Origin of the sequence: Sporosarcina cascadiensis (genome assembly GCF_009650995.1) — a bacterium.
GTDB classification, from domain to species: domain Bacteria; phylum Bacillota; class Bacilli; order Bacillales_A; family Planococcaceae; genus Sporosarcina; species Sporosarcina cascadiensis.
The window spans coordinates 30426-49904 of record NZ_WHVV01000008.1 but is presented as its reverse complement, the minus strand read 5'-3'; the positions used below and the strand labels follow the sequence as shown (position 1 = coordinate 49904).

The window sequence follows — 19479 nt, the reverse complement described above, 5'->3', positions numbered from 1 at the left end:
GCATGACGTCAACAACAAAATCAGTTCATATAAAAGATGGTCCGCCAAGTGATGTGGAAGAAATAAAAATCGAGAGTGATTATCTGCGCGGGAATCTGATTAATACGATGAAAGATTCTCTCAGTGCAGGGATCCCCGACGACGATAACCGTCTGATGAAGTTTCACGGCAGTTATCTGCAGGATGACCGGGATTTACGGAACGAACGCCAAAGACAGAAGCTAGAACCCGCGTATCAGTTTATGATCCGTGTGCGGACACCCGCCGGATTTGCAACTCCGAAACAGTGGCTGGTGATGGACGAACTCGCACATAAATACGGCAACGGAACGCTGAAACTGACTACACGCCAGGCATTCCAGATGCACGGAATTCTGAAATGGAATATGAAGAAGAATATCCAGGAAATGAATGATGCACTGCTTGATTCCATTGCGGCCTGTGGCGACGTTAATCGAAACGTGATGTGCAGCCCGAACCCCAATGAATCACCGGTCCACGCAGAAGTATATGAATGGTCGAAAAAGTTAAGCGAAGATTTGCTGCCGCAGACGAATGCCTACCATGAAATCTGGCTGGACGGTGAAAAAGTAGTCGACAGCACGGAAGAAACGGAACCTATTTACGGCGCGACGTATTTGCCGCGTAAATTTAAAATCGGTATTGCTGTTCCGCCGATGAATGATGTGGATGTCTTCTCACAGGACATCGGTCTGATTGCTATAGTGGAAGATGGAAAGCTGGCGGGCTTCAACGTAGCGGTAGGCGGCGGGATGGGAATGGCGCACGGCGACGAACAGACGTATCCGCAGCTAGGCCGTTTGATTGGCTATATTCCGGCCGAGCAGACAGTGGAAGTCGCAAAACAGCTGATGATGATTCAGCGTGACTACGGTAACCGTTCTGTGCGGAAGTATGCGCGTTTCAAGTATACAATCGATTCAAGAGGTCTCGACTGGCTGACCGGAGAACTGCACAGCCGGTTGGGATGGGAACTAGAAGAGGTGCGGCCGTACCATTTTGATCATAACGGTGATCGCTATGGCTGGGTAAAAGCGGTGAATAATCGCTGGAATTACACCTTCTTCGTTGAAAACGGCCGTGTGCGAGATACAGATAGTTATAAATTGATGACGGCGCTTCGAAAAATTGCAGAAATCCATACAGGAGATTTCCGGCTGAGCCCCAATCAAAACTTGGTGCTTGGTGATGTGACATCTGCGAATAAAAAGGAAATTGAAGCAATTATTGAAACATATCAATTGGAGAATCCGGCAGAACAGTCTGCACTGCGCCGAAGTTCGATGGCTTGTGTATCATTGCCGACATGCGGTCTGGCTATGGCGGAAGCGGAGCGGTATCTGCCTTCATTAATTACGAAGTTTGAAGGGCTGCTGGATGAAGCGGGTCTTGGTGATCAGGAAATCATTACACGCATGACAGGCTGCCCGAATGGCTGTGCACGGTCAGCGCTCGCGGAAATCGGCTTTATCGGCAAAGGCCCGGGTAAGTACAATATGTATTTAGGCGGCGGATTTGCAGGGGAACGATTGAGCAAAATCTATCGTGAGAATGTCGGAGAGAAAGAAATACTGGATGAATTACGGCCGATCCTGAACCGTTATGCAAAGGAAAGGGAGCAGGGAGAGCATTTCGGGGACTTTGTCATACGTGCGGGAATTGTTGCGGCGACGACAGACGGAACGAATTTTCATAAGGTGTAATAAAAAATACGAATGAGCCTCATGCGAAGTTTTACGGGCATGAGGCTTTATTTTGTTCCCAAAATCCATTTTACGTGTAAATAGAAAAAGACCATATGATTAAAAAGATGCTTACTATTCCCCAAAGAACGGCTCCGTATATCCACCATACAACGGGTTTAGTTGATATCTGTTTACCTTCCATGCTGTCCTTGTTTTGGATTGCTATAGCAACTCTTTCCTCCATGCTTTTTTTCATTGAATTAAGGGCCAAAAAACCTACTGCGATAAAACCAACTGTTATCCAAAGTAACAACTTCATTTTAACACCCCGTTTCTTATGCGTAACTTTCTACCCCGATTCTCCCTGAATCGGATTTTAGTCTTTTATTCCATGAACTAGCCAGATAGTTGTAGAATGTTCATTATTAAATAATCAACATATTCGAATCATCGAATTCCCAAAAAGAACCATAAGCGATTTCCCAATAATAACCGTCGGGGTCGATGAAATAGCCTCCGTATCCACCCCACGAAAGTTTTTGTGGTTCCTTAACAACTTCAGCACCCACTTTTTTAACCAATTGAATAATTTCATCAACCTCTGTTTCTGTTTTAGCATTATAAGCAAGCGTAAAACCTGAAAACCCGTCATTTGATAGTGCAGGAGGATTTTCTCTGTTAATATCCTTTGCTAATTCTTCCAGCGGAAATAACTCGAGTTTCGACCCTTCATTATTAAAAAATACAATGGTTGGTTGTTCCTCTTCACCTGTTACTGATGCCTCAAAACCAATATTACGATAGAACTTTAGGGACTCTCGAATATCTTTTACACCTAGTGTAATTAGATTAATCCTATTCATTGGCAAAATCCTTTCCATTTACATTTTACTGTAAGTACTTTACGCGAAATAAAAACTGGTAATGCTCTATTGTAAGTATAACACCCTTACTTTTGATAGTTTAGTTTTCAGTGGTCTTTCATAATTATCTTCTTGAAGAAGTAGAAATTTCTACTTTTGAAAAAGGTTCTTTTGTTAGTTATTCACAAAAGGTTTTCTGAGCATATTAGCAAGCAAACATTTTTGATCAAATAAATAACCGATAAGAGCCTGTCTGCTCTTATCGGCTAGGTTGCTTCAGTTCGGAAGGAAAGGCGCGCTGCAGTTCATTCAAAAATGCCTGCCGTTCTTCATTATCATGCAGATAAATCGGTTCGATCACTTCTTTCAGCCACGCTCTGCGTTCTGTTCGCTCCATTATGTGCTTTTTGATATAACACCTTACATCCGCCAAAAAATCTACATACTCTTCATAACGTTCATCGTATTGCTCAGCAATCTCGCTTCGGATTTTCTTAGCCAATGAAGGACTGGCACCGCTCGTCGATACGCTGATCACAAGTTTCCCGCGTCTGGTGACTGCCGGGATCTGCGCGCAGCCTAATGAAGGGTTGGAAGCATGAACAACCAACTTTCCGGCTTCCTTCAACTGAAGTGCCAGCCGGTCATTGATTTCTTCGTTGTCCGTCACAAGCAAAGTCAGGAATGCATCTTTCACATCCTCCCATTCAACTTCTTTCTGAATGAGCTTCACTGTGCCTTTTTCAGCAAGCGTCAGCAGGGAAGGGTGGAAAGTCGGACTGATGACATTCGGGCAGATTCCAAACCGCTGCAAATTACGTACTTTATGAGAAGCAACCTGGCCTCCTCCGACTACTATGACGTTTGTTTCTTTCAAGTTTTCAAGCATGATAGGGAATATCAAGTCCACGCTTCCTTTCTGCCGCTTCATGGGCCCGTTCATTTAAAATTGTGCGAATGGCGGGATCATAGCCTAATTCATCGCATAGATGAATGACAGTTGCGGTCTCAAGTTTCTTCAGTGTACGTTTGATTGTTTTCAATAAAATTCCGGTGAATAACAGATACGGCAGGATGTACAGTTCAGCAGGACGCTCTTCTAATATTCTTACCAGTTCTTCTTCAAGATGCGGACTACATGCTGCCAAATAACCCACGTTGACATGCTGCAACCCAGTTTTTTCTTGAAACTGGCGCTTGATCACTGCGAAATCCTGCTTCGTTGCAGGATCACTGCTACCGCGTCCGATTAATAAAACTTGCGCCTCTTCTGGAATCACTTCTGCCGTTTCATGCAGCCGTTCAATCAATACATCGACCATTCGCTCATCCACACCAATCGGATCACCATAATAGAGAGGGACATCCGGATAACAATCCATCACTTGCCGCAGCTCCCCGGGAATATCGACATTGGCATGGCCTGCCCGCAGTAACAGAAACGGAACTGCAACGATCTCTGTCGCTCCGCGTTCGATGCAGCTTGCAACACCTTGCGCAATTGATGGTTCCGCAAGTTCCAGGAAACAAGCTTCCTGTATTGGTGCACTGCCGGTTTCCATCGTTTTCTCAATGAACGCCAAAGCAGCCTGCTGTCCAGACTTCACGCGGCTGCCATGGCAAATATATAGGATGGCTCTCATACAATCGCCTCGTGCAATCGACGCTCTTCAGCTGATTCCTTAAACCACTGCAGTTCATCCCGCAGACGGACGACTTCACCGATAATGATCATGCTCGGATTTCTGACATCCTCCCTGTGCGCTGTTTCCGTCATTGTCTGCAATGTGGCCGTTACTGTATGCTGCGTCTCCGTTGTGCCCCAATGAATGAAAGCGACCGGAGTATCAGGGTTTTTTCCGTGGCGGATCAGCTGCTCTTCAATATAGGGGAGATTGCTGACGCCCATATAGACGGCAAGTGTATCGATTCCTTTCGCAAGAGCTTCCCATTTGTCTTCTTCTTCGGCACCTTCCTTGCGGTGTCCTGTGACGATGGCGAAAGAGGCGCTGTAATCACGGTGTGTCACAGGAATTCCTGCATAGGCGGGGGCGGCAATTCCGGAAGTGATCCCCGGAACCACTTCAAATGGAATGTGGTGCTTAACGGCAAAAGCCGCTTCTTCACCGCCGCGTCCGAAAATAAAAGGGTCGCCGCCTTTTAATCTGACGACTTGTTTGCCCTGCATCGCATGCTGGACCAATAAAAAATTGATGGTATCCTGCTGAACGAAATGGTGCTTCGGCAATTTACCGCAAAAAATCAGTTCAGCATCTGGTTTTGCATACTGCAAAATATCCTGGTTAATCAATCGGTCGTATAAAATTACATCAGCAAGCTCAATTGTCTTCACTGCTTTTACGGTCAGTAAGTCAGGGTCACCTGGACCTGCTCCGACCAGCCAAATCTTTCCCATTTCCTTCACTCCTCAGTCAATCCATTTATTTTTACGCAAATAGCTGATTAGCTGCTCTACACATTCATCAATTGTATAGCGGTCTGTTTCCAATACCAATTCAGGTTGTACAGGAGCTTCGTAGGGGGAAGAGATGCCTGTAAATTCAGGAATCACTCCGGCACGCGCTTTTTCATACAGCCCTTTTGGATCCCGTTCCTCGCATGCTTCAAGAGGACAGCTGATATAGACTTCCACGAATTCATCCGCTTCAACGAGACGGCGCACACTGTCCCGGTCTTCCTGAAAAGGGGAAATGAAAGCTGTGAAAACAAGCTGTCCGCTGTCAATGAATAGCTTGGCGACTTCGCCGATTCGACGGATGTTTTCTTTGCGCGCCTCGTCTGAAAAACCGAGATCACTGTTCAGGCCGTGACGCACATTATCGCCATCCAGCACATACGTATTCGCACCGAGATCATGCAGTTTGCGTGCGGCCGCATTGGCAATTGTCGATTTTCCCGATCCCGACAGCCCTGTGAAATACAGGACTGCACTGTGGTGACGGTTCCGTCTGCGCTGTTCTTCTTTCGTAACCAGCTGTTCATGCCAGACAATGTTTTTCGTCATCTTCTCTCTCCTCACTTCACCAGTTCTTTTTTCTTTAATCCTTTAATCAGTACATCGACTACTTCTTTGCGGCTGAATTCAGGCGGAGGCAGTACTCCGTCTTTCAGCATTTCCCGTACTTTCGTCCCCGATAGAATCACGTGATGTTCACTGGAATGCGGGCAAGTTTTCGGCGTGGCCATATTACCGCATGAATTACAGTAGAAACTGTGCTCGAAGAACAGTAGCGTAATGCCGATTTCCTCCGCAGTAAAATTCGAGAAAATTTCCTGTGCTTCATAAGTGCCGTAATAATCGCCGACTCCCGCATGATCACGGCCGACAATGAAATGTGTACAGCCGTAATTTTTTCGGACTATCGCATGGAAAATAGCTTCGCGAGGTCCTGCGTAGCGCATAGCAGCAGGGAAGACGGCTAGCTTCACGCGGTCTTCCGGATAATAATCCCGCAGCAGCACTTGATAGCTTTCCATCCGCACGTCTGCGGGAATGTCATCGGACTTCGTTTCGCCGACCAGCGGATTCAGCAGCAGGGCATCCACGATTTCCAGCGCGGTTTTCTGGATATACTCATGTGCGCGGTGAACCGGGTTGCGTGTCTGGAAACCGACAACCTTCTTCCAGTCGTTTGCTTTAAACGCTTCGCGGGTCTCTGCTGGATCAAAATAGAATTCTGCAAAGTTTTTCTGTTCAATTCTTTTAATCAGTTTAATTGGCCCGCCAAGATAGATGTGCCCGCGTTCTAGTAATTTTGCGACTCCGGGGTGCTGCCGGTCAGCTGTTTTATATACTTTTACTGCTTCTGCCTGTTGATCTGGTTCGAAAATATCTTCTATAGTCAGCGTGCCGTATATATCTCCTTCATATTCCAGTAGCACGGTATCACCTAGAGTAAATAAAGAAGCATCTTTTACAGGCAGTGTAATCGGCAGGCTCCAGACCGTTCCGTCCGCTAATCTGATATTGTCGACAACAGATTGATAGTCAGTTGAGGTCAAAAATCCTGTCAGCGGGCTGTAGGCACCGGTCGCAATCAATTCCAGATCACTTACTGATGTCGCATCTATCGAAACCGTTTTATTCAGATCTTCAATTGAAAGAGCAGGATCAAATAAATTCACTAATGTACCGCCGTGCGCTTGAATATTTGTCATGTATAACACCTATCCTTTTAATATAATTAGTCTTATCAAGTTACTTGGTTTTAAAAGCGAAAAAATTTATTCCGTGTGCAGACCACATTCAGTTTTACCGCTTCCTGTCCAGCGTCCCGACCGCAAGTCTTCCTCCGTGAAAGCCGGCTTCGTACAATTCTCACATCCTATGCTCGGAAAACCTTGATCGTGCAGGATATTATAATCGAGCTGATGTTTATGGACAAAACGCCAGACATCTTTCCATGTCCAATGAATGAGCGGGCATACTTTGATTTTTTTAAAACGCCGGTCTAGATTTATATACTCCGTCGCTTTTCTCGTATCGGACTGCTCTCTTCGCAATCCTGATATCCAGGCTGCAGAAGGGGAGAGCGCCTTTTCTAAAGGCTGAATCTTGCGAAGGTCACAGCATTTATTCGGCTCCGTTTTCCATAGATCCGCTCCGAATCTTTTAGACTGCTCTTCTATCGTTAAATCAGGCTGCTGCAAATGAATATGAAGGAGTGGATAACGCTTTCTCACTTTTTCAATCGTTTCATAAGTTTCTTTAAAATGATAGTTGGTGTCCAGAAAAATAATGTCAGCATCCGGCCTTACACGTGAAATCAGTTCCAGCAATACGATTCCTTCAATACCGAAGCTGCAGGCATAGACAAGATCGTCACCGTAATGATCGTATGCCCACTTCAGAACTTCTGAAGCACCTTTCGTTTCAGTATCCTTTGGGAAAACAGGCAGCTCAGACGTTTCATCCCACGTTTCAAACGTGACCATTATATCCCCTCACTCGCTTATAAGATTTCCCTAAGTTTAACAGATAATTAAAAATAGTCAATACAAATTAGAATAGTCGGGTATAAGAAAAATCTGATAATAATTATTAATTGTTTTTACTTTTCATGTCAATTCTCTATTGGTATACTAAAAGGCAGAAGCAATCCATTCTAACTAAAGGAAAGAGTGTGCACCGAATGGGCCGTAAATGGAATAATATTAAAGAAAAGAAAGCGTCTAAAGATGCGAATACAAGCAGAATCTATGCGAAGTTTGGCCGCGAAATCTATGTGGCAGCAAAGTCTGGAGATCCAAGCCCTGAATCCAATCAAGCGCTGAAGTTCGTACTAGAGCGTGCTAAAACATACAGTGTCCCAAAAGCCATCATTGACCGGGCTATCGAAAAAGCGAAAGGCGGCGGCGATGAAAACTTCGACGAACTTCGTTATGAAGGTTTCGGAGTTAACGGGGCAATGGTCATCGTGGATGCGCTGACTAACAATGTGAACCGTACTGCATCTGAAGTACGCGCGGCATTTGGTAAAAACGGAGGAAACATGGGGGTCAGCGGATCCGTTGCCTATATGTTCGATCCGTCTGCAGTCATCGGAATTGAAGGGAAGTCAGCCGACGATGTGTTGGAGCTGATGCTCGAAGCGGACGTAGATGTCCGTGATATCGAGGAACATGACGGACAGGTTGTCGTCTATGCGGAGCCGTCTCAATTCCATGAAGTCCAGGAAGCATTCCGTCAGGCCGGGGTAACGGACTTTACCGTCGCTGAATTGACAATGCTTGCGCAGAATGAAATTTCATTGGATGAAGAATCACAGGCGCAGTTTGAGAAAATGATCGATGCAATTGAGGATCTGGAAGATGTGCAGCAAGTCCACCATAATGTTGATTTAGCATAAAAAAGCAGCTTGCCTGAGTTGAATCAGGCAGCTGCTTTTTGTTATTTTGGAGTTGAGATGGTAGGTGAAAGGAGACCGTTTCCCTGCGTTCCAGGCGGACGCGTGTCTTGCGGGCCCGCGGTGAGCCGACTTGGTCGCAAGCTCCCGCAAGTCGTCTCACCTGTCGGGCTGATCCTCCCAGAGTCGCCGCCTTCCACTCCGGTACACTGGCTGGTGTTTTAATACTTTTTACGTGAGTGGCAGTATGAACTTTTTGTCTTAGATTGGTATAAGAGTTATGGAAATTCATGCAATACTTATTATTAACCTAGGGATCAGATCCTTGTGACCGTTGCAAAGTCGTGCAGCAAAACCATGCCAACTAAAGCTACACCCTGTAAAAAAGCAGCATGACATACATTCTCCACGCCAGCGAAGGCGCAACTGCGGGGTCGGCCGTTGCTGGGAGACTGCTGGCAAGTTTTTCGCCAGTAGGCTCACAGCGTAAGGCAATCCCCCAGCGCCGAAGCGGATTTAAACTGCAAACACATACCTAATCCAAACCTCCTGGAAAGTCGAGTAACGGAACTATACTAACTAAACCCGCGCTATGCAAAAAAAAACAGCGTGTCATACTGCAGTACGATTTCTGCAAATACGTACATGACAAACTGTTAAGAATAGAATTTAGTACAGATACCATGTTTGTTGGTGAATCATTTATTCATGTAAGCTTTGATTTCTGCTTCTGACATGGATGAATCGCATTTAACGTTTACCGCATCACCATTTGTATAGATGAAACCCGGCACTGTTGGAATATTGTATTCTTTACGGAAAGCTGTAATACCTTCCATATCGGAGTTTTCTACACTATTCACATAGTAGATATGAGTATCCGTTTCTTCCGCAACTTTTTTTAGTTTGCCAACAAATGTTTGACAAAAAGGGCAGACAGACTTGCCGATATAGATAACTGCTTCGCCTTCACCTTTCACCAGTTCCTGTGCTTTTTCAGAATCAATTTTATCAAAACCAGCTACATTTTCTTCGTAAGTAGTAAACATTGCTCAATCTCCTTTCTCTATAAATTTCAGTATAACGTAATGTGCAAATGACCAGAAAAGTTATGCTTATCATCACTAATTGTTCTCAATAAATCCTCTGCTGCATACACAGTAGTATCTATTGTTTTTGTTCTTTATCTTAAAATCCCGTCTGCTTCGGGGATATTATCTATGTCAAGCGCATTCATTTTACAGAAGTGTTCCAGAAACCGCTCTGCTTCTTTGATTTGCTCTTCATCCTTTTTTATGGAAATAATGTCCTGCAGAATTTGGGCAGTCCAAATATTATCGAAGTAACGGAATTTACCAGAATTCCATGAAGCGCGTTCAGGATAGTTCTTATTTACGTAATAATTCCAGAACGGCATTTGCTCTGCTTCCTGATCGGTAAGCCGAATTCTAAATTCCGCATCTGAAGCGACCATTCCGTCGGCACCAAGATTGCCGGAAAAGGTATCATCTACCATGAAGATTCCGTGAATCAGCCTTTCTGTTTCTAATTGATCTGAACTCCGCACAGTTAGAATGCTTGCACTGTTTGCACTCAAGCGGGCCACTCTGTTTGGCTGTCCTTTATTTTTCCCGCTTTGAATGCTGCCGGTTGATACTTGCCAGTCGGTAAATATATCTGATTGCTCTTCTTCGTCCATCCAGAAAACAATTTGTGAGCTTTCATGAATCTTGTGGTTCTTTAATTTTTCTCTGCGCTGGTGCTCCAGCATCTGGTATTCTTTTTCTTTTTTACGTTCCTTTTCAAGTACCTTTTCTTCAGCTTTTCTTTTCACGAAGAATTCCTCTAACGACTTTGCAATACTGCGATCATTTAACGTAATGAAATTCTCGAAAGCATCAGGATAAACAAACTTTTTTAGATTCTTATTAAAATCCACAGTGATGACCGAATCCTCATGACCCACAATACTTCCTTCACCAAACACGTTATGAGTAATTTCTTCATTAATTAAATTCACTAAATGAACTCCTCCTGTAAATATTTTTTTGACAGTTACTACTTTCTGTACAGCCTGCCTTTAAAGAACCGTTTACTTAAATGGAAACAAACAAATTCTTAAATTAAAAAAACGCTCTTAGTCCCCCTGGAACAAGTGCGCAGTCTTATCGAATGCTGGCTTAATTACTGTTATGTATAAAGAATACCATAAAATCTGAAATTTCTCAAATTTTTGGTTGACATGGATCATTTATTTATCGTACAATGTAAGATTTTAATTTGTAATAGGGGTGTAAATCTGTCTCAAAATTAAAGCAGCTGCCAATTAAGTTCAGGCAGCTGCTTTTGCTAAATAAGGTAATAGTGCTTTACAAATCAGAAGTATCAACTGTTACACCGCGTTCAGCAAATACTTTTTTGGCTACTGTTAACGCACCCAGCACGCTCGGAAATCCGACATAAGGGATGAGGTGCATGATACAGCCAACAATTTCTTCAGGCTTCAATCCAACTGTGAGTCCTGTCTTAATATGCATCTCAATCTGCGGTTTGCCTTGGGCAACAAGTGCTGTAATAGTAGTCAGTACTTTTTGTTTATTGTCCAATCCCGGACGTGAATAAATTTCTCCAAAGGCAAATTCAACAACATACTTGCTTAGATCGGGCGCAATATCTTTAAATCCTTCACCAATATCCATCTCGCCGGTTGGGTTGTCATCACTTGATGCAGTAAGTTCCTTCAGTTTCTCCAGTCCTGCCTGATAACGATCATCTGCCATTTTTACATACCTCCCTGGTAGTGTATTCTCGTTTCATTGTAGCAAAACAAACAGACGCGCGCTTGTAAATAACAGCCGATTCAGAATACTGTTCATATTTACTGCAGTATTTACCGCATCACTTTTGCAATTAATTTACTAATACGCTCCATGTATCTGCAGGTTCAGCGGCTGACTTCATATGTTCCGGCGAGAAGACAAACGACCAGGGAGTTGCTGTATACGGGGGGATCTCAAGAGACAGCGAGAAATGTTCATGAGCCATAGTCTCTCCAAGTTCATTTATTACATGGGCGGTAATTGCGTGTAATGAAAGCGGAACAGAACTATTATTTTGCAAAAATACCGTCGCCACAAGACCGCCGTTGCGCTTTTTCTTTAGAAGGATAGGGCTTGCCGTAAATCCTCCATTAATTAGATCTTTCCTGCTATATTGCTGGATAAATGCTTGTTTCTGCTGTTCGGACAAAGTGTCTTCCCATGTCTTTTCAAATATAACCTGCATAGCCCCGACCTCCTTTATTCGTTTCTTTTCCCTTACTGCTGATATTTTAGCCCTAGTAATTTCTTCTAATGATTTGACGGCTTTGCAAGCAGGCAAGTTTCACAAATTAGATTTCATTCTCATTACATTCTTCCGCGTGCCGGCTGAATGGTCATTGGGAATGATGTATACTTTAATATGCATAAAAAATATGAATCGGGGAGAGATTGACATGATACGAGTTTTATTTGTTTGTCTGGGAAACATCTGCCGGTCTCCTATGGCAGAAGGGGTCTTCAGAAAAATGGCGGCTGATGAACAATTAGCCGATCAAATCGAAGTGGACTCAGCGGGTACAAGTGATTGGCATGTTGGCAAACCGCCGCATCAGGGAACTCTATCCAAACTGACAGAATATAAAGTATCCTCTGAAGGAATGGCAGGCCGCCAATTAACGAAGGAGGATGCGGAAGGATTTGATTATATCATCGGTATGGATGCGGAGAATATCGCAAATATCCGTGAACGATTCGAAGATGCCGATCATCAGCGAATTATTCGGTTTTTAGATTTGACGAGTCACCAAAAAGACTTGCCTGATCCATACTTTACAGGTGATTTCCAAGAAACCTATGATCTGGTTTTGGAAGGCTGTCAGTCATTGTTGGAACTTATTAAGAAAGAGGAATTCGCAAAATGAATATTCATATTTTACATGAAGATCAAAGCCGCCACGGGTTTACCCATGGGTTTGGGATGACCAAAATGTAGTCTATAAAACTTATGGCTAGTGAGAGATGACAGTTTCTTGACTTACGATTTCGAGACATCTACACTTAAATGGAAAAACGTCTGCTGGAGGAATTTATGAGTAAGCATCCTTTTATTCCGATAATCGTCGGAACGAATATTAACGCGTACAATATGGCTATATCATTTCATGAAGAATATCAGATCAAACCCGTAATTGTAGGTAGAGAACCGCTGCCTTTTACAAGCTACAGCACGATCACGGATATCCAGGAATTGAACCGCGGCCTGCATGATCCGAAAGTGTTTGTCGAGTTTTTACGTGAAGTGGCAAAGAAATACAGAACGGACGGTCAAAAGCTGATTTTGATAGGTACGGACGATTTATATGTGCGCCTGATCATTGAACAGCGCGAGCAGTTGAAGGAAGATTTTCTGTTCAATTATATTGACGAAGAAGTCATGAACGCAGTGTACATTAAAAAGAATTTCTATGAACTGTGTGCAGCTCATGGGATCGATACACCGTCTACCTATTTTCATTCCTGTTTATCGGATGAACCATTTACGGAACATGTACTGTTTCCTGTAATCATTAAGCCGAGTGACGGAGTGCAGTATTACCGCCACCCGTTCGAAGGGCTTCAGAAAATCTATAAAGTGGATACATATGAAGAAGTCAACCGCATTATTCAAATGGTGAAAGCGAGCGGTTATACAGAAGATCTGATCATCCAGGATTTCATTCCGGGAGATGATACGTATATGTGGGATGCAGTCTACTACGCGGATCAGCATGGCAAGCCGCAGCTGATTACATTTGCGCAGGTCGTCCTGCAAGAACGCGCCATGACAGCGATTGGTAACTATACAGCGCTCATTACACGATTTAATGAAGAAGTTATGACGAAACTTGCCAAGTTCCTGGAAGCAGTCGGCTATGTCGGCTACGGTAATTTTGATTTGAAATATGATGAGCGCGACGGCAAGTTCAAAGTATTTGAAGTGAACATCAGACAGGGACGCTCGAGCTACTACATCACACAGTGCGGGGAGAATATGGCGAAGTACTTAGTGGATGATTTAGTTTACGGAAAAGAGAAACCGTTGAAATACCTTGATGATCATTTCTTATTCACAGTCGTACCGAAAGCGGTTCTGAAAAAGTTCGTCGACAACCCGCCGATTGAAAAAGAGATCCGTTCGCTTCTAAAAGCAGGGAAGTACGGCAATCCGCTGTTTTACAAAAAAGATCCGCATATGAAACGCAAATTATACTTGCTGATGAGACAGATTAATTACTATAAAAAGTATAAGAATTCTACAGACTGAAAAAACACATCTCCGCGTAAGATCAGCGGGGATGTGTTTTTTGCATTAACTGAACCGATCCACAAGATCGTGCATCTTTTCAGCTTCCGTATGAAGTTTAAGGGAAGCATGCATGATCGTGTTGATTGCAGCTTTTTGTTCATCAATAGATGCATTCACTTCTTCAGTCGCTGCTGCTGACTGGGTTGCGACAGAGGCGATTTGATTGATGGCCTGCACAACAGACCGGCGATTATCGTCCATGCTGTTCATATCACTTTCCATCGTGTGCAGCAAGCTTGTAATGTTGTTGATGGAACCTGATAATTGCTCGAAAGCACTCTTCGTTTCCAATATTATTCCTGCCTGATTGCTCGACAGATCCAATGTGTGTTTCATTTGATTCTCAGCTGTTGTCGTATCTTTACGAATATGAACCAATAAATCGCGGACTCTCGTTGTTGCTTCATTTGTATCTTCCGATAATTGGCGCACTTCGTTGGCTACTACGGCAAAGCCTTTTCCGTGTTCTCCTGCGCGTGCAGCTTCAATACTTGCGTTCAGCGCTAACAGATTCGTCTGATCAGAAATCGATGAAATCGTCTGCACAATCGTTTGAATCTCATTCATGCGGGACATCAGCTGTGTGAAATTCCCTTGGAGATCGTGAATGACAACGGTGAAGTTTTGAGAATTCTCTTCAAGGTTTTCAGCTTTCTCCATTCCGGAGCTCTGCAGATTATTGATACTATGCATCTCGTTCACGACATTTCCATATTGCTCTGTCGTATTTGATATCAAGGAGGATAGGTGGTCAACCTTTGTAATTGCCACTTCTGCTTCTTCAGCCTGCGTTACAGCTCCGGTTGAAACTTCCGTAATAGCGCTATGGATTTCATCAGCCGATGCAGTCGCTTCTTCTGTAATCGCGCTGAGAGTTTCTGAGGAAGCCCGCATGCTATCAGATGAATCTCGTGTATGGCCTACCATTTCATTAAGACTATTCTTCATTTCATTGACGTTTTCAGCCAGGTGGCCGAGTTCGTCGCTTGAACGGATCGGTATATCAGGGCCTGTCAACTTACCTTCTGCAATCTCAGCAGTAATCAGGCGGATATTCTTAATATACGATGTCAGTCTGCCGGAGAAGATTGAAAACAGCGCAACACCGACAATTATTGAAATGACAACGGATATCAACGTATACCAAAGAACATTTTTGGCACCCGCGTTAAAGTCCACTAAGTACGTCCCGGCAGCGATAACCCATCCCCAATGCGGGTCTTGCAGACTGTACGTGATTTTCGGGGCTTCTACCTTTAAGTTTGTAGGCAGGGGCCAATCATACTGTACATAGCCGCCTCCGTTCTTCGCTTCTGAAATCACCTCGCGAATGAAGTAACGCCCGTCTTTTGTTTTCGTTTCATATAAGCTCTCGCCTTCTTTTTGAGGATGGACAAGCAATAAACCTTCTTCATCCACCACATAGAAATAAAAGTTTTCACCATATTTCACGGGGTTGTCCAAAGAGCGTGTTCCGTCTTCATTGCGTGTCCCCATTATTTTGTTTTTGGCACGGTCCTGTGCCTCTTGCAAACTGAGTGTCCCGGCTTCTACTTGTGCATTCAATTCGTCAATTAAGTCCAGAACAGCATAAGTCCCGTTCTGCAGACCCATTTCCCCGACATGTTCCAATTCTGACTTGGCAACAAAATAGTTAACGATCCCCACGACCAATAATGGAATCAAAATAACCAAAGCTGCAAGCGCTATCAATTTATTGCGTACTGAGCCTTTCACTATGTAAATCCCCCTTTTCTTACAAACGAGACGTGAATCCTTTATCCCTTTCTCTAGTATAGGCTATTCTGATTAATAACGGAATAGCTTCAAGCATTTTACATATGGAACTTGTCAAGTAATTGAGACTGCAAAAGAACCTGATGGGAGAGTGGCTCTTCGTTTCTTGACTTGAAAAATGCAGTAGGCTACACTTAATAGAGCTGTGGCTGTAACTTTCAGCACTTTAATGAGTTACATATAAAGTGTGATTTTACGGAGCTGCGGTAACGTAAGGAGTGTTCCGGAAGTGCCGATTTTAGATAAAACTAATGCAGAAGATGTTAAACGATATGAAACATTCGTGAGAAATTCACCAACCCGTTCCATTACACAAGATCCCAACTGGGCGGATGTTAAAGATGACTGGGGAAATGAACAGGTATATGTAGAACGTGACGGAGAAATTGCTGCTGCCATGTCGCTGCTCATTAAATCCGTGCCCGGCGGCTATTCCTTGCTGTATGCGCCAAGAGGCCCTATCTGTGATTTGCATGACAAAGCGCTGATTGAAGAATTGCTGAAAGAAGCAGACGTACTGGCGAAGAAATACAAGGCATTTGCTTTGAAAATGGATCCTGAACAGCTTTATACAGAAGAACTCGATAAACTTTACCGTAATGCAGGTTACATAGTGCGCAATGAAGGGGCCGGCAAAGAGGACTTGATTCAGCCGCGCTACAATATGATTGTCAAATTAACAGGCGAAGATCCTGATTCTTTAATGTTGAAATTCCGCGGGCGCACGAGAAGTAAAATTAGGAGTTCGGCACGTAAAGGTGTGGAAGTTTCTTATTCTCGAAGTGATGAGTATTTAAAGAGATTTTTTGAAATCTATGAGGAAATGTCCGTACGCAACCAAATTGCCATTCGTTCTTACGACTACTTTGTGAAAATGCGCGAAGCTTTCGATGACTTGCGGATTTATATTGCGAAGCATGAAGAGGACTATCTGGCAGGTGCGATTACAATCAACTATAACGGCAAGCTTTATTATTTATATGCCGGCAGCTCGAATACAAAACGTAATCTGAACCCAAGCTATCTAATGAATTATGAAATGATGCTGTGGGGATTGGAAATCGGGGCAGAGCAGTATGACCTCGGAGGTGTATTCGTTCTCGACAGTGAACAAGATGGATTATATAATTTCAAAAACAGTTTTTGTCAAAAAGACGGCGTAACTGAATTTATTGGCGAGATTGATAAAGTTTACAAGCCTTTTATATATAATATGTTTGTGAAAGTCGTGCCGAAAATTCAAAAGATGAAAAAGAAATTTCAAAAAAAATAAACGGTTGAATTCCTCAACTGAAGAAAAGAGTGAACCGAATGACTTTTTTAGATGAGCTGAATGAATCTTTGCGCACAAAATGGAAGTTTAAACAGTCTATGCCGATCCAATCATTGATGATTCCGGAAATGCTTGCGGGCAAAGATATCGTAGCAGAATCTCCAACGGGGACAGGTAAAACATTAGCCTACGTATTGCCGTTGATTCAGATGGTCAATGGAGATGTACCGAAGACACAGGCATTAATCATCACACCTTCTCAGGAGCTGTCGATGCAAATCGTCAACGTCATTCGTGATTTGGTAGAAGGTACATCTGTAACCGTCACACAGCTGATCGGCGGCGCCAATATGCAGCGCCAGATCGAAAAGTTGAAGAAAAAGCCGACAATTGTTGTCGGTACGCCGGGAAGACTGAACGAACTCGTTAAAGAGAGAAAGCTGAAAATGTATGACGTCAAATACGTTGTAATCGATGAAGGCGACCAACTGTTGTCACGCGAGTACAGAGTGTTGGTCAAGGATTTGATTGAAGCGGCTAATCCCGAACGTCAGCTGGCGGTTGTGTCGGCTACCATCACAGAGGAAATCGAACTGGTGGCCAAGAACATGATGCAGCAGCCAATCCGTTTGCAAGTGAATGCGGATGAAATCCCGGACAGCGGTCATGTTGTCCATTCGTATGTTAAAGTTGATGACCGCAAGAAAACTGATACGCTGCGCGGGGTATCTTCATTATCAGGCGTACGTGCCCTGGCGTTCATGAATAATGTAGATCAGTTGCGGATGAAAGAACTGAAATTGCTGTATAACGAGGCGCCGGTCGCAGTTCTTTATTCTGACATGAAGAAATTCGATCGTCAGAAAACGCTGGAAGACTTCCGAAAGGGAAATATTCGTGTCCTCATCGCTACGGATTTAGCAGCGCGCGGACTGGATATTGAAGGACTCACTCATGTAATCCATGTTGATGTTCCGCATACGGTGGAGCAGTATCTGCACCGTTCAGGACGCACAGGACGTGCAGGAGCAGACGGGGAAGTACTGACGCTGCTGTCTTATAATGAAGAGCGGGACTACCGCAAAGTTACAAAAGGCATTAAAACTGTACAAAAAGTATGGTACAGCGGCGAGTTGATTGAAGGAAATGCAAAAACGGTTGATGATATGCGTAAATCTGCTCCAAAGTCTTCAAAGCCGAAAAAGAAAAAGAAATAATCATAGGGAGCAGCGCAAGTGATTTGTGCTCGCTTCTTTTTTTATTGAACCAAAAAGAGCATTTGCGTGTATTCGCAAACGCTCTTCATTAATTTTAGTCAATAGAAGTAAGGATAATTGGTTCACCCTTCGTCACGACTACCGTATGCTCAATCTGTGCGACTAAAGATTTATCCGGCGTAACAAACGTCCAGCCGTCATCCAGCTCAATAACCTGTTCCGCTTTCTGTGAAATAAACGGCTCTACAGCAAGCACCATTCCTTCTTTTAATAATGCTTTATCCCATGGATCATAATAGTTCAGAATATGTTGAGGCTCTTCGTGCAGGGACGTGCCGATTCCGTGGCCGGTCAGGTTTTTTATGACATGAAGATCATGGTCTTTCGCTTCCCGTTCCACTGCTTTACCGATCTGATTCAGACTGGAGCCGGCCTTTACTTTTGCCAGCGCGCGGTCCAATGAAGATTTCGCAACATCACAAAGCTTTTGTTTATTTTCATCAGGAGTGCCAACTACAAATGAAATACCGGTGTCGGCAAAATAGCCTCCACAAGAACCGGATACATCCACATTGACCAGGTCTCCGTCTTGAATGACATAACTGCCCGGGATGCCGTGCGCAACTTGATGATTGACACTGATGCATGTATAGCCTGGGAAATCATATTGATCGATTGGAGCGGAAACTGCCCCTTTTTCTGAAAATAAGCGCCCGGCAATTTCATCAAGTTCTTTCGTCGTGACGCCCGGTGCTGCAGCTTCTCTTAACGCTTCACGAATTTCCGCAACGATTCGTCCGATCTTCCGTAACCCATCTAATTGCTCATCATTTTTTATAATCATATTCACAAGTCCTTTCTTCCGTACAAATTATTCAATTCATACTATATCATACTCTCCCTATGAACTTTTAATGTTTTGCCCGAAAAAAGGGGACTATTTCGGGTCTGCGCCCAAATCTGTATTTGACAATCTGTCACGTGCGTATTTAGAAAATCCTACTGCAGTTTGGCAGTGTGTAGATTTAGTATGTGCAAGTTTCGTTGCTCAACTTTACAGGAATTTTGAATGAAGTGTGAGTTGCAGTTTAAATCCGCTTCAGCGCTGGGGGATTGCCTTACGCCATGAGCCAGCTGGCAAAGAACGTGCCTCATTGCCTTAACTTTTACAAAGAGCGCAAAAGTACGGCAAAGCGAACCCTTCGCTGTTCGCTTTGCAACGGCCTACCCCGCAGTTGCGCTTGCGCTGGCGTGGGGAATGTATGACATGCTGCTTTTTTGCAGAGTGTGGATTTAGTTGGTATGGTTTCGTTGCTTGACTTTGTAAACGCCCTTAATTATAAGAACCTAGGCTTTTGCAGAATGCTA

20 protein-coding genes are annotated in these 19479 nt (G+C 43.8%); 6 read left to right on the top strand and 14 right to left on the bottom strand.

Annotated features, from left to right (window positions below):
- Window positions 1-2: 2 nt before the first annotated feature.
- The gene (cysI, locus tag GDZ68_RS09925) at window positions 3-1724 is read left to right on the top strand and encodes an assimilatory sulfite reductase (NADPH) hemoprotein subunit (protein WP_153722143.1); all 1722 of its coding nucleotides are present in this window, start codon (window positions 3-5) and stop codon (window positions 1722-1724) included.
- A 70-nt stretch (window positions 1725-1794) separates the two neighbouring features.
- Here cysI and GDZ68_RS09920 read toward each other — a convergent pair whose 3' ends face one another.
- The 8 genes from GDZ68_RS09920 to GDZ68_RS09885 form a co-directional block, all read right to left on the bottom strand.
- Complete coding sequence (locus GDZ68_RS09920) at window positions 1795-2025, bottom strand: hypothetical protein (protein WP_153722142.1); 231 nt, start codon at window positions 2023-2025, stop codon at window positions 1795-1797.
- A 106-nt stretch (window positions 2026-2131) separates the two neighbouring features.
- On the bottom strand, window positions 2132-2569 hold the full coding sequence (locus GDZ68_RS09915; protein WP_153722141.1) for a VOC family protein: 438 nt from the start codon (window positions 2567-2569) through the stop codon (window positions 2132-2134).
- Window positions 2570-2828: 259 nt separating this feature from the next.
- Window positions 2829-3473, bottom strand: a complete 645-nt coding sequence (locus tag GDZ68_RS09910; RefSeq protein WP_228551073.1) for an NAD(P)-dependent oxidoreductase — start codon at window positions 3471-3473, stop codon at window positions 2829-2831.
- A complete protein-coding gene (locus GDZ68_RS09905; RefSeq protein ID WP_153722140.1) occupies window positions 3451-4212 on the bottom strand; it encodes a sirohydrochlorin chelatase in 762 nt (253 codons plus the stop codon). Before GDZ68_RS09905 ends, GDZ68_RS09910 begins: the two co-directional genes overlap by 23 nt.
- On the bottom strand, window positions 4209-4985 hold the full coding sequence (gene cobA / locus GDZ68_RS09900; protein WP_153722139.1) for a uroporphyrinogen-III C-methyltransferase: 777 nt from the start codon (window positions 4983-4985) through the stop codon (window positions 4209-4211). The genes GDZ68_RS09905 and cobA overlap by 4 nt, the downstream gene beginning before the upstream one ends.
- Window positions 4986-4997: 12 nt before the next feature.
- Window positions 4998-5594, bottom strand: coding sequence for an adenylyl-sulfate kinase (gene cysC, locus GDZ68_RS09895; RefSeq protein WP_153722138.1), 597 nt, complete (start codon window positions 5592-5594; stop codon window positions 4998-5000).
- An 11-nt stretch (window positions 5595-5605) separates the two neighbouring features.
- Window positions 5606-6748: a sulfate adenylyltransferase gene (sat, locus tag GDZ68_RS09890; RefSeq protein WP_153722137.1), complete on the bottom strand. Its 1143-nt coding sequence runs from the start codon at window positions 6746-6748 to the stop codon at window positions 5606-5608.
- Between the two features lie 66 nt (window positions 6749-6814).
- Window positions 6815-7525, bottom strand: a complete 711-nt coding sequence (locus tag GDZ68_RS09885) for a phosphoadenylyl-sulfate reductase (RefSeq protein WP_153722136.1) — start codon at window positions 7523-7525, stop codon at window positions 6815-6817.
- A 197-nt stretch (window positions 7526-7722) separates the two neighbouring features.
- Between GDZ68_RS09885 and GDZ68_RS09880 the strand changes: the two genes are divergently transcribed.
- Window positions 7723-8439: a YebC/PmpR family DNA-binding transcriptional regulator gene (locus GDZ68_RS09880; RefSeq protein ID WP_153722135.1), complete on the top strand. Its 717-nt coding sequence runs from the start codon at window positions 7723-7725 to the stop codon at window positions 8437-8439.
- 695 nt (window positions 8440-9134) lie between these two features.
- Here the strand turns inward: GDZ68_RS09880 and GDZ68_RS09875 are convergent.
- The 4 genes from GDZ68_RS09875 to GDZ68_RS09860 all read right to left on the bottom strand — a co-directional run bounded on the left by GDZ68_RS09875 (window position 9135) and on the right by GDZ68_RS09860 (window position 11721).
- A complete protein-coding gene (locus tag GDZ68_RS09875; RefSeq protein WP_153722134.1) occupies window positions 9135-9485 on the bottom strand; it encodes a thioredoxin domain-containing protein in 351 nt (116 codons plus the stop codon).
- A gap of 134 nt (window positions 9486-9619) precedes the next feature.
- Entirely contained in the window at window positions 9620-10456 is an 837-nt protein-coding gene (locus tag GDZ68_RS09870; RefSeq protein ID WP_153722133.1) for a malate synthase, read from the bottom strand.
- A 349-nt stretch (window positions 10457-10805) separates the two neighbouring features.
- Window positions 10806-11216, bottom strand: coding sequence for a carboxymuconolactone decarboxylase family protein (locus GDZ68_RS09865; RefSeq protein WP_153722132.1), 411 nt, complete (start codon window positions 11214-11216; stop codon window positions 10806-10808).
- A gap of 130 nt (window positions 11217-11346) precedes the next feature.
- Window positions 11347-11721, bottom strand: coding sequence for an SLAP domain-containing protein (locus tag GDZ68_RS09860; RefSeq protein WP_153722131.1), 375 nt, complete (start codon window positions 11719-11721; stop codon window positions 11347-11349).
- A gap of 211 nt (window positions 11722-11932) precedes the next feature.
- Here GDZ68_RS09860 and GDZ68_RS09855 point away from each other — a divergent pair, with 211 nt between their 5' ends.
- Together GDZ68_RS09855 and GDZ68_RS09850 are read left to right on the top strand one after the other, a co-directional pair.
- Window positions 11933-12400 (top strand): low molecular weight protein-tyrosine-phosphatase, encoded by a 468-nt coding sequence (locus tag GDZ68_RS09855; protein ID WP_153722130.1) that lies wholly within the window; start codon window positions 11933-11935, stop codon window positions 12398-12400.
- Window positions 12401-12567: 167 nt separating this feature from the next.
- The gene (locus GDZ68_RS09850) at window positions 12568-13782 is read left to right on the top strand and encodes a carboxylate--amine ligase (protein WP_153722129.1); all 1215 of its coding nucleotides are present in this window, start codon (window positions 12568-12570) and stop codon (window positions 13780-13782) included.
- A gap of 45 nt (window positions 13783-13827) precedes the next feature.
- On the opposite strand, the gene GDZ68_RS09845 is transcribed toward GDZ68_RS09850, so the two are convergent.
- Window positions 13828-15561, bottom strand: a complete 1734-nt coding sequence (locus tag GDZ68_RS09845; RefSeq protein ID WP_228551072.1) for a methyl-accepting chemotaxis protein — start codon at window positions 15559-15561, stop codon at window positions 13828-13830.
- A gap of 289 nt (window positions 15562-15850) precedes the next feature.
- On the opposite strand from GDZ68_RS09845, the gene GDZ68_RS09840 reads away from it, so the two are divergent.
- Window positions 15851-16894 carry a lipid II:glycine glycyltransferase FemX gene (locus GDZ68_RS09840; RefSeq protein ID WP_153722127.1) on the top strand — a complete coding sequence of 348 codons (1044 nt, stop codon included), beginning with the start codon at window positions 15851-15853 and terminating at the stop codon, window positions 16892-16894.
- Between the two features lie 38 nt (window positions 16895-16932).
- Window positions 16933-18111 (top strand): DEAD/DEAH box helicase, encoded by a 1179-nt coding sequence (locus tag GDZ68_RS09835; RefSeq protein ID WP_153722126.1) that lies wholly within the window; start codon window positions 16933-16935, stop codon window positions 18109-18111.
- Window positions 18112-18205: 94 nt separating this feature from the next.
- On the opposite strand, the gene map is transcribed toward GDZ68_RS09835, so the two are convergent.
- Complete coding sequence (map, locus tag GDZ68_RS09830; protein WP_153722125.1) at window positions 18206-18955, bottom strand: type I methionyl aminopeptidase; 750 nt, start codon at window positions 18953-18955, stop codon at window positions 18206-18208.
- Between the last annotated feature and the right edge of the window lie 524 nt (window positions 18956-19479).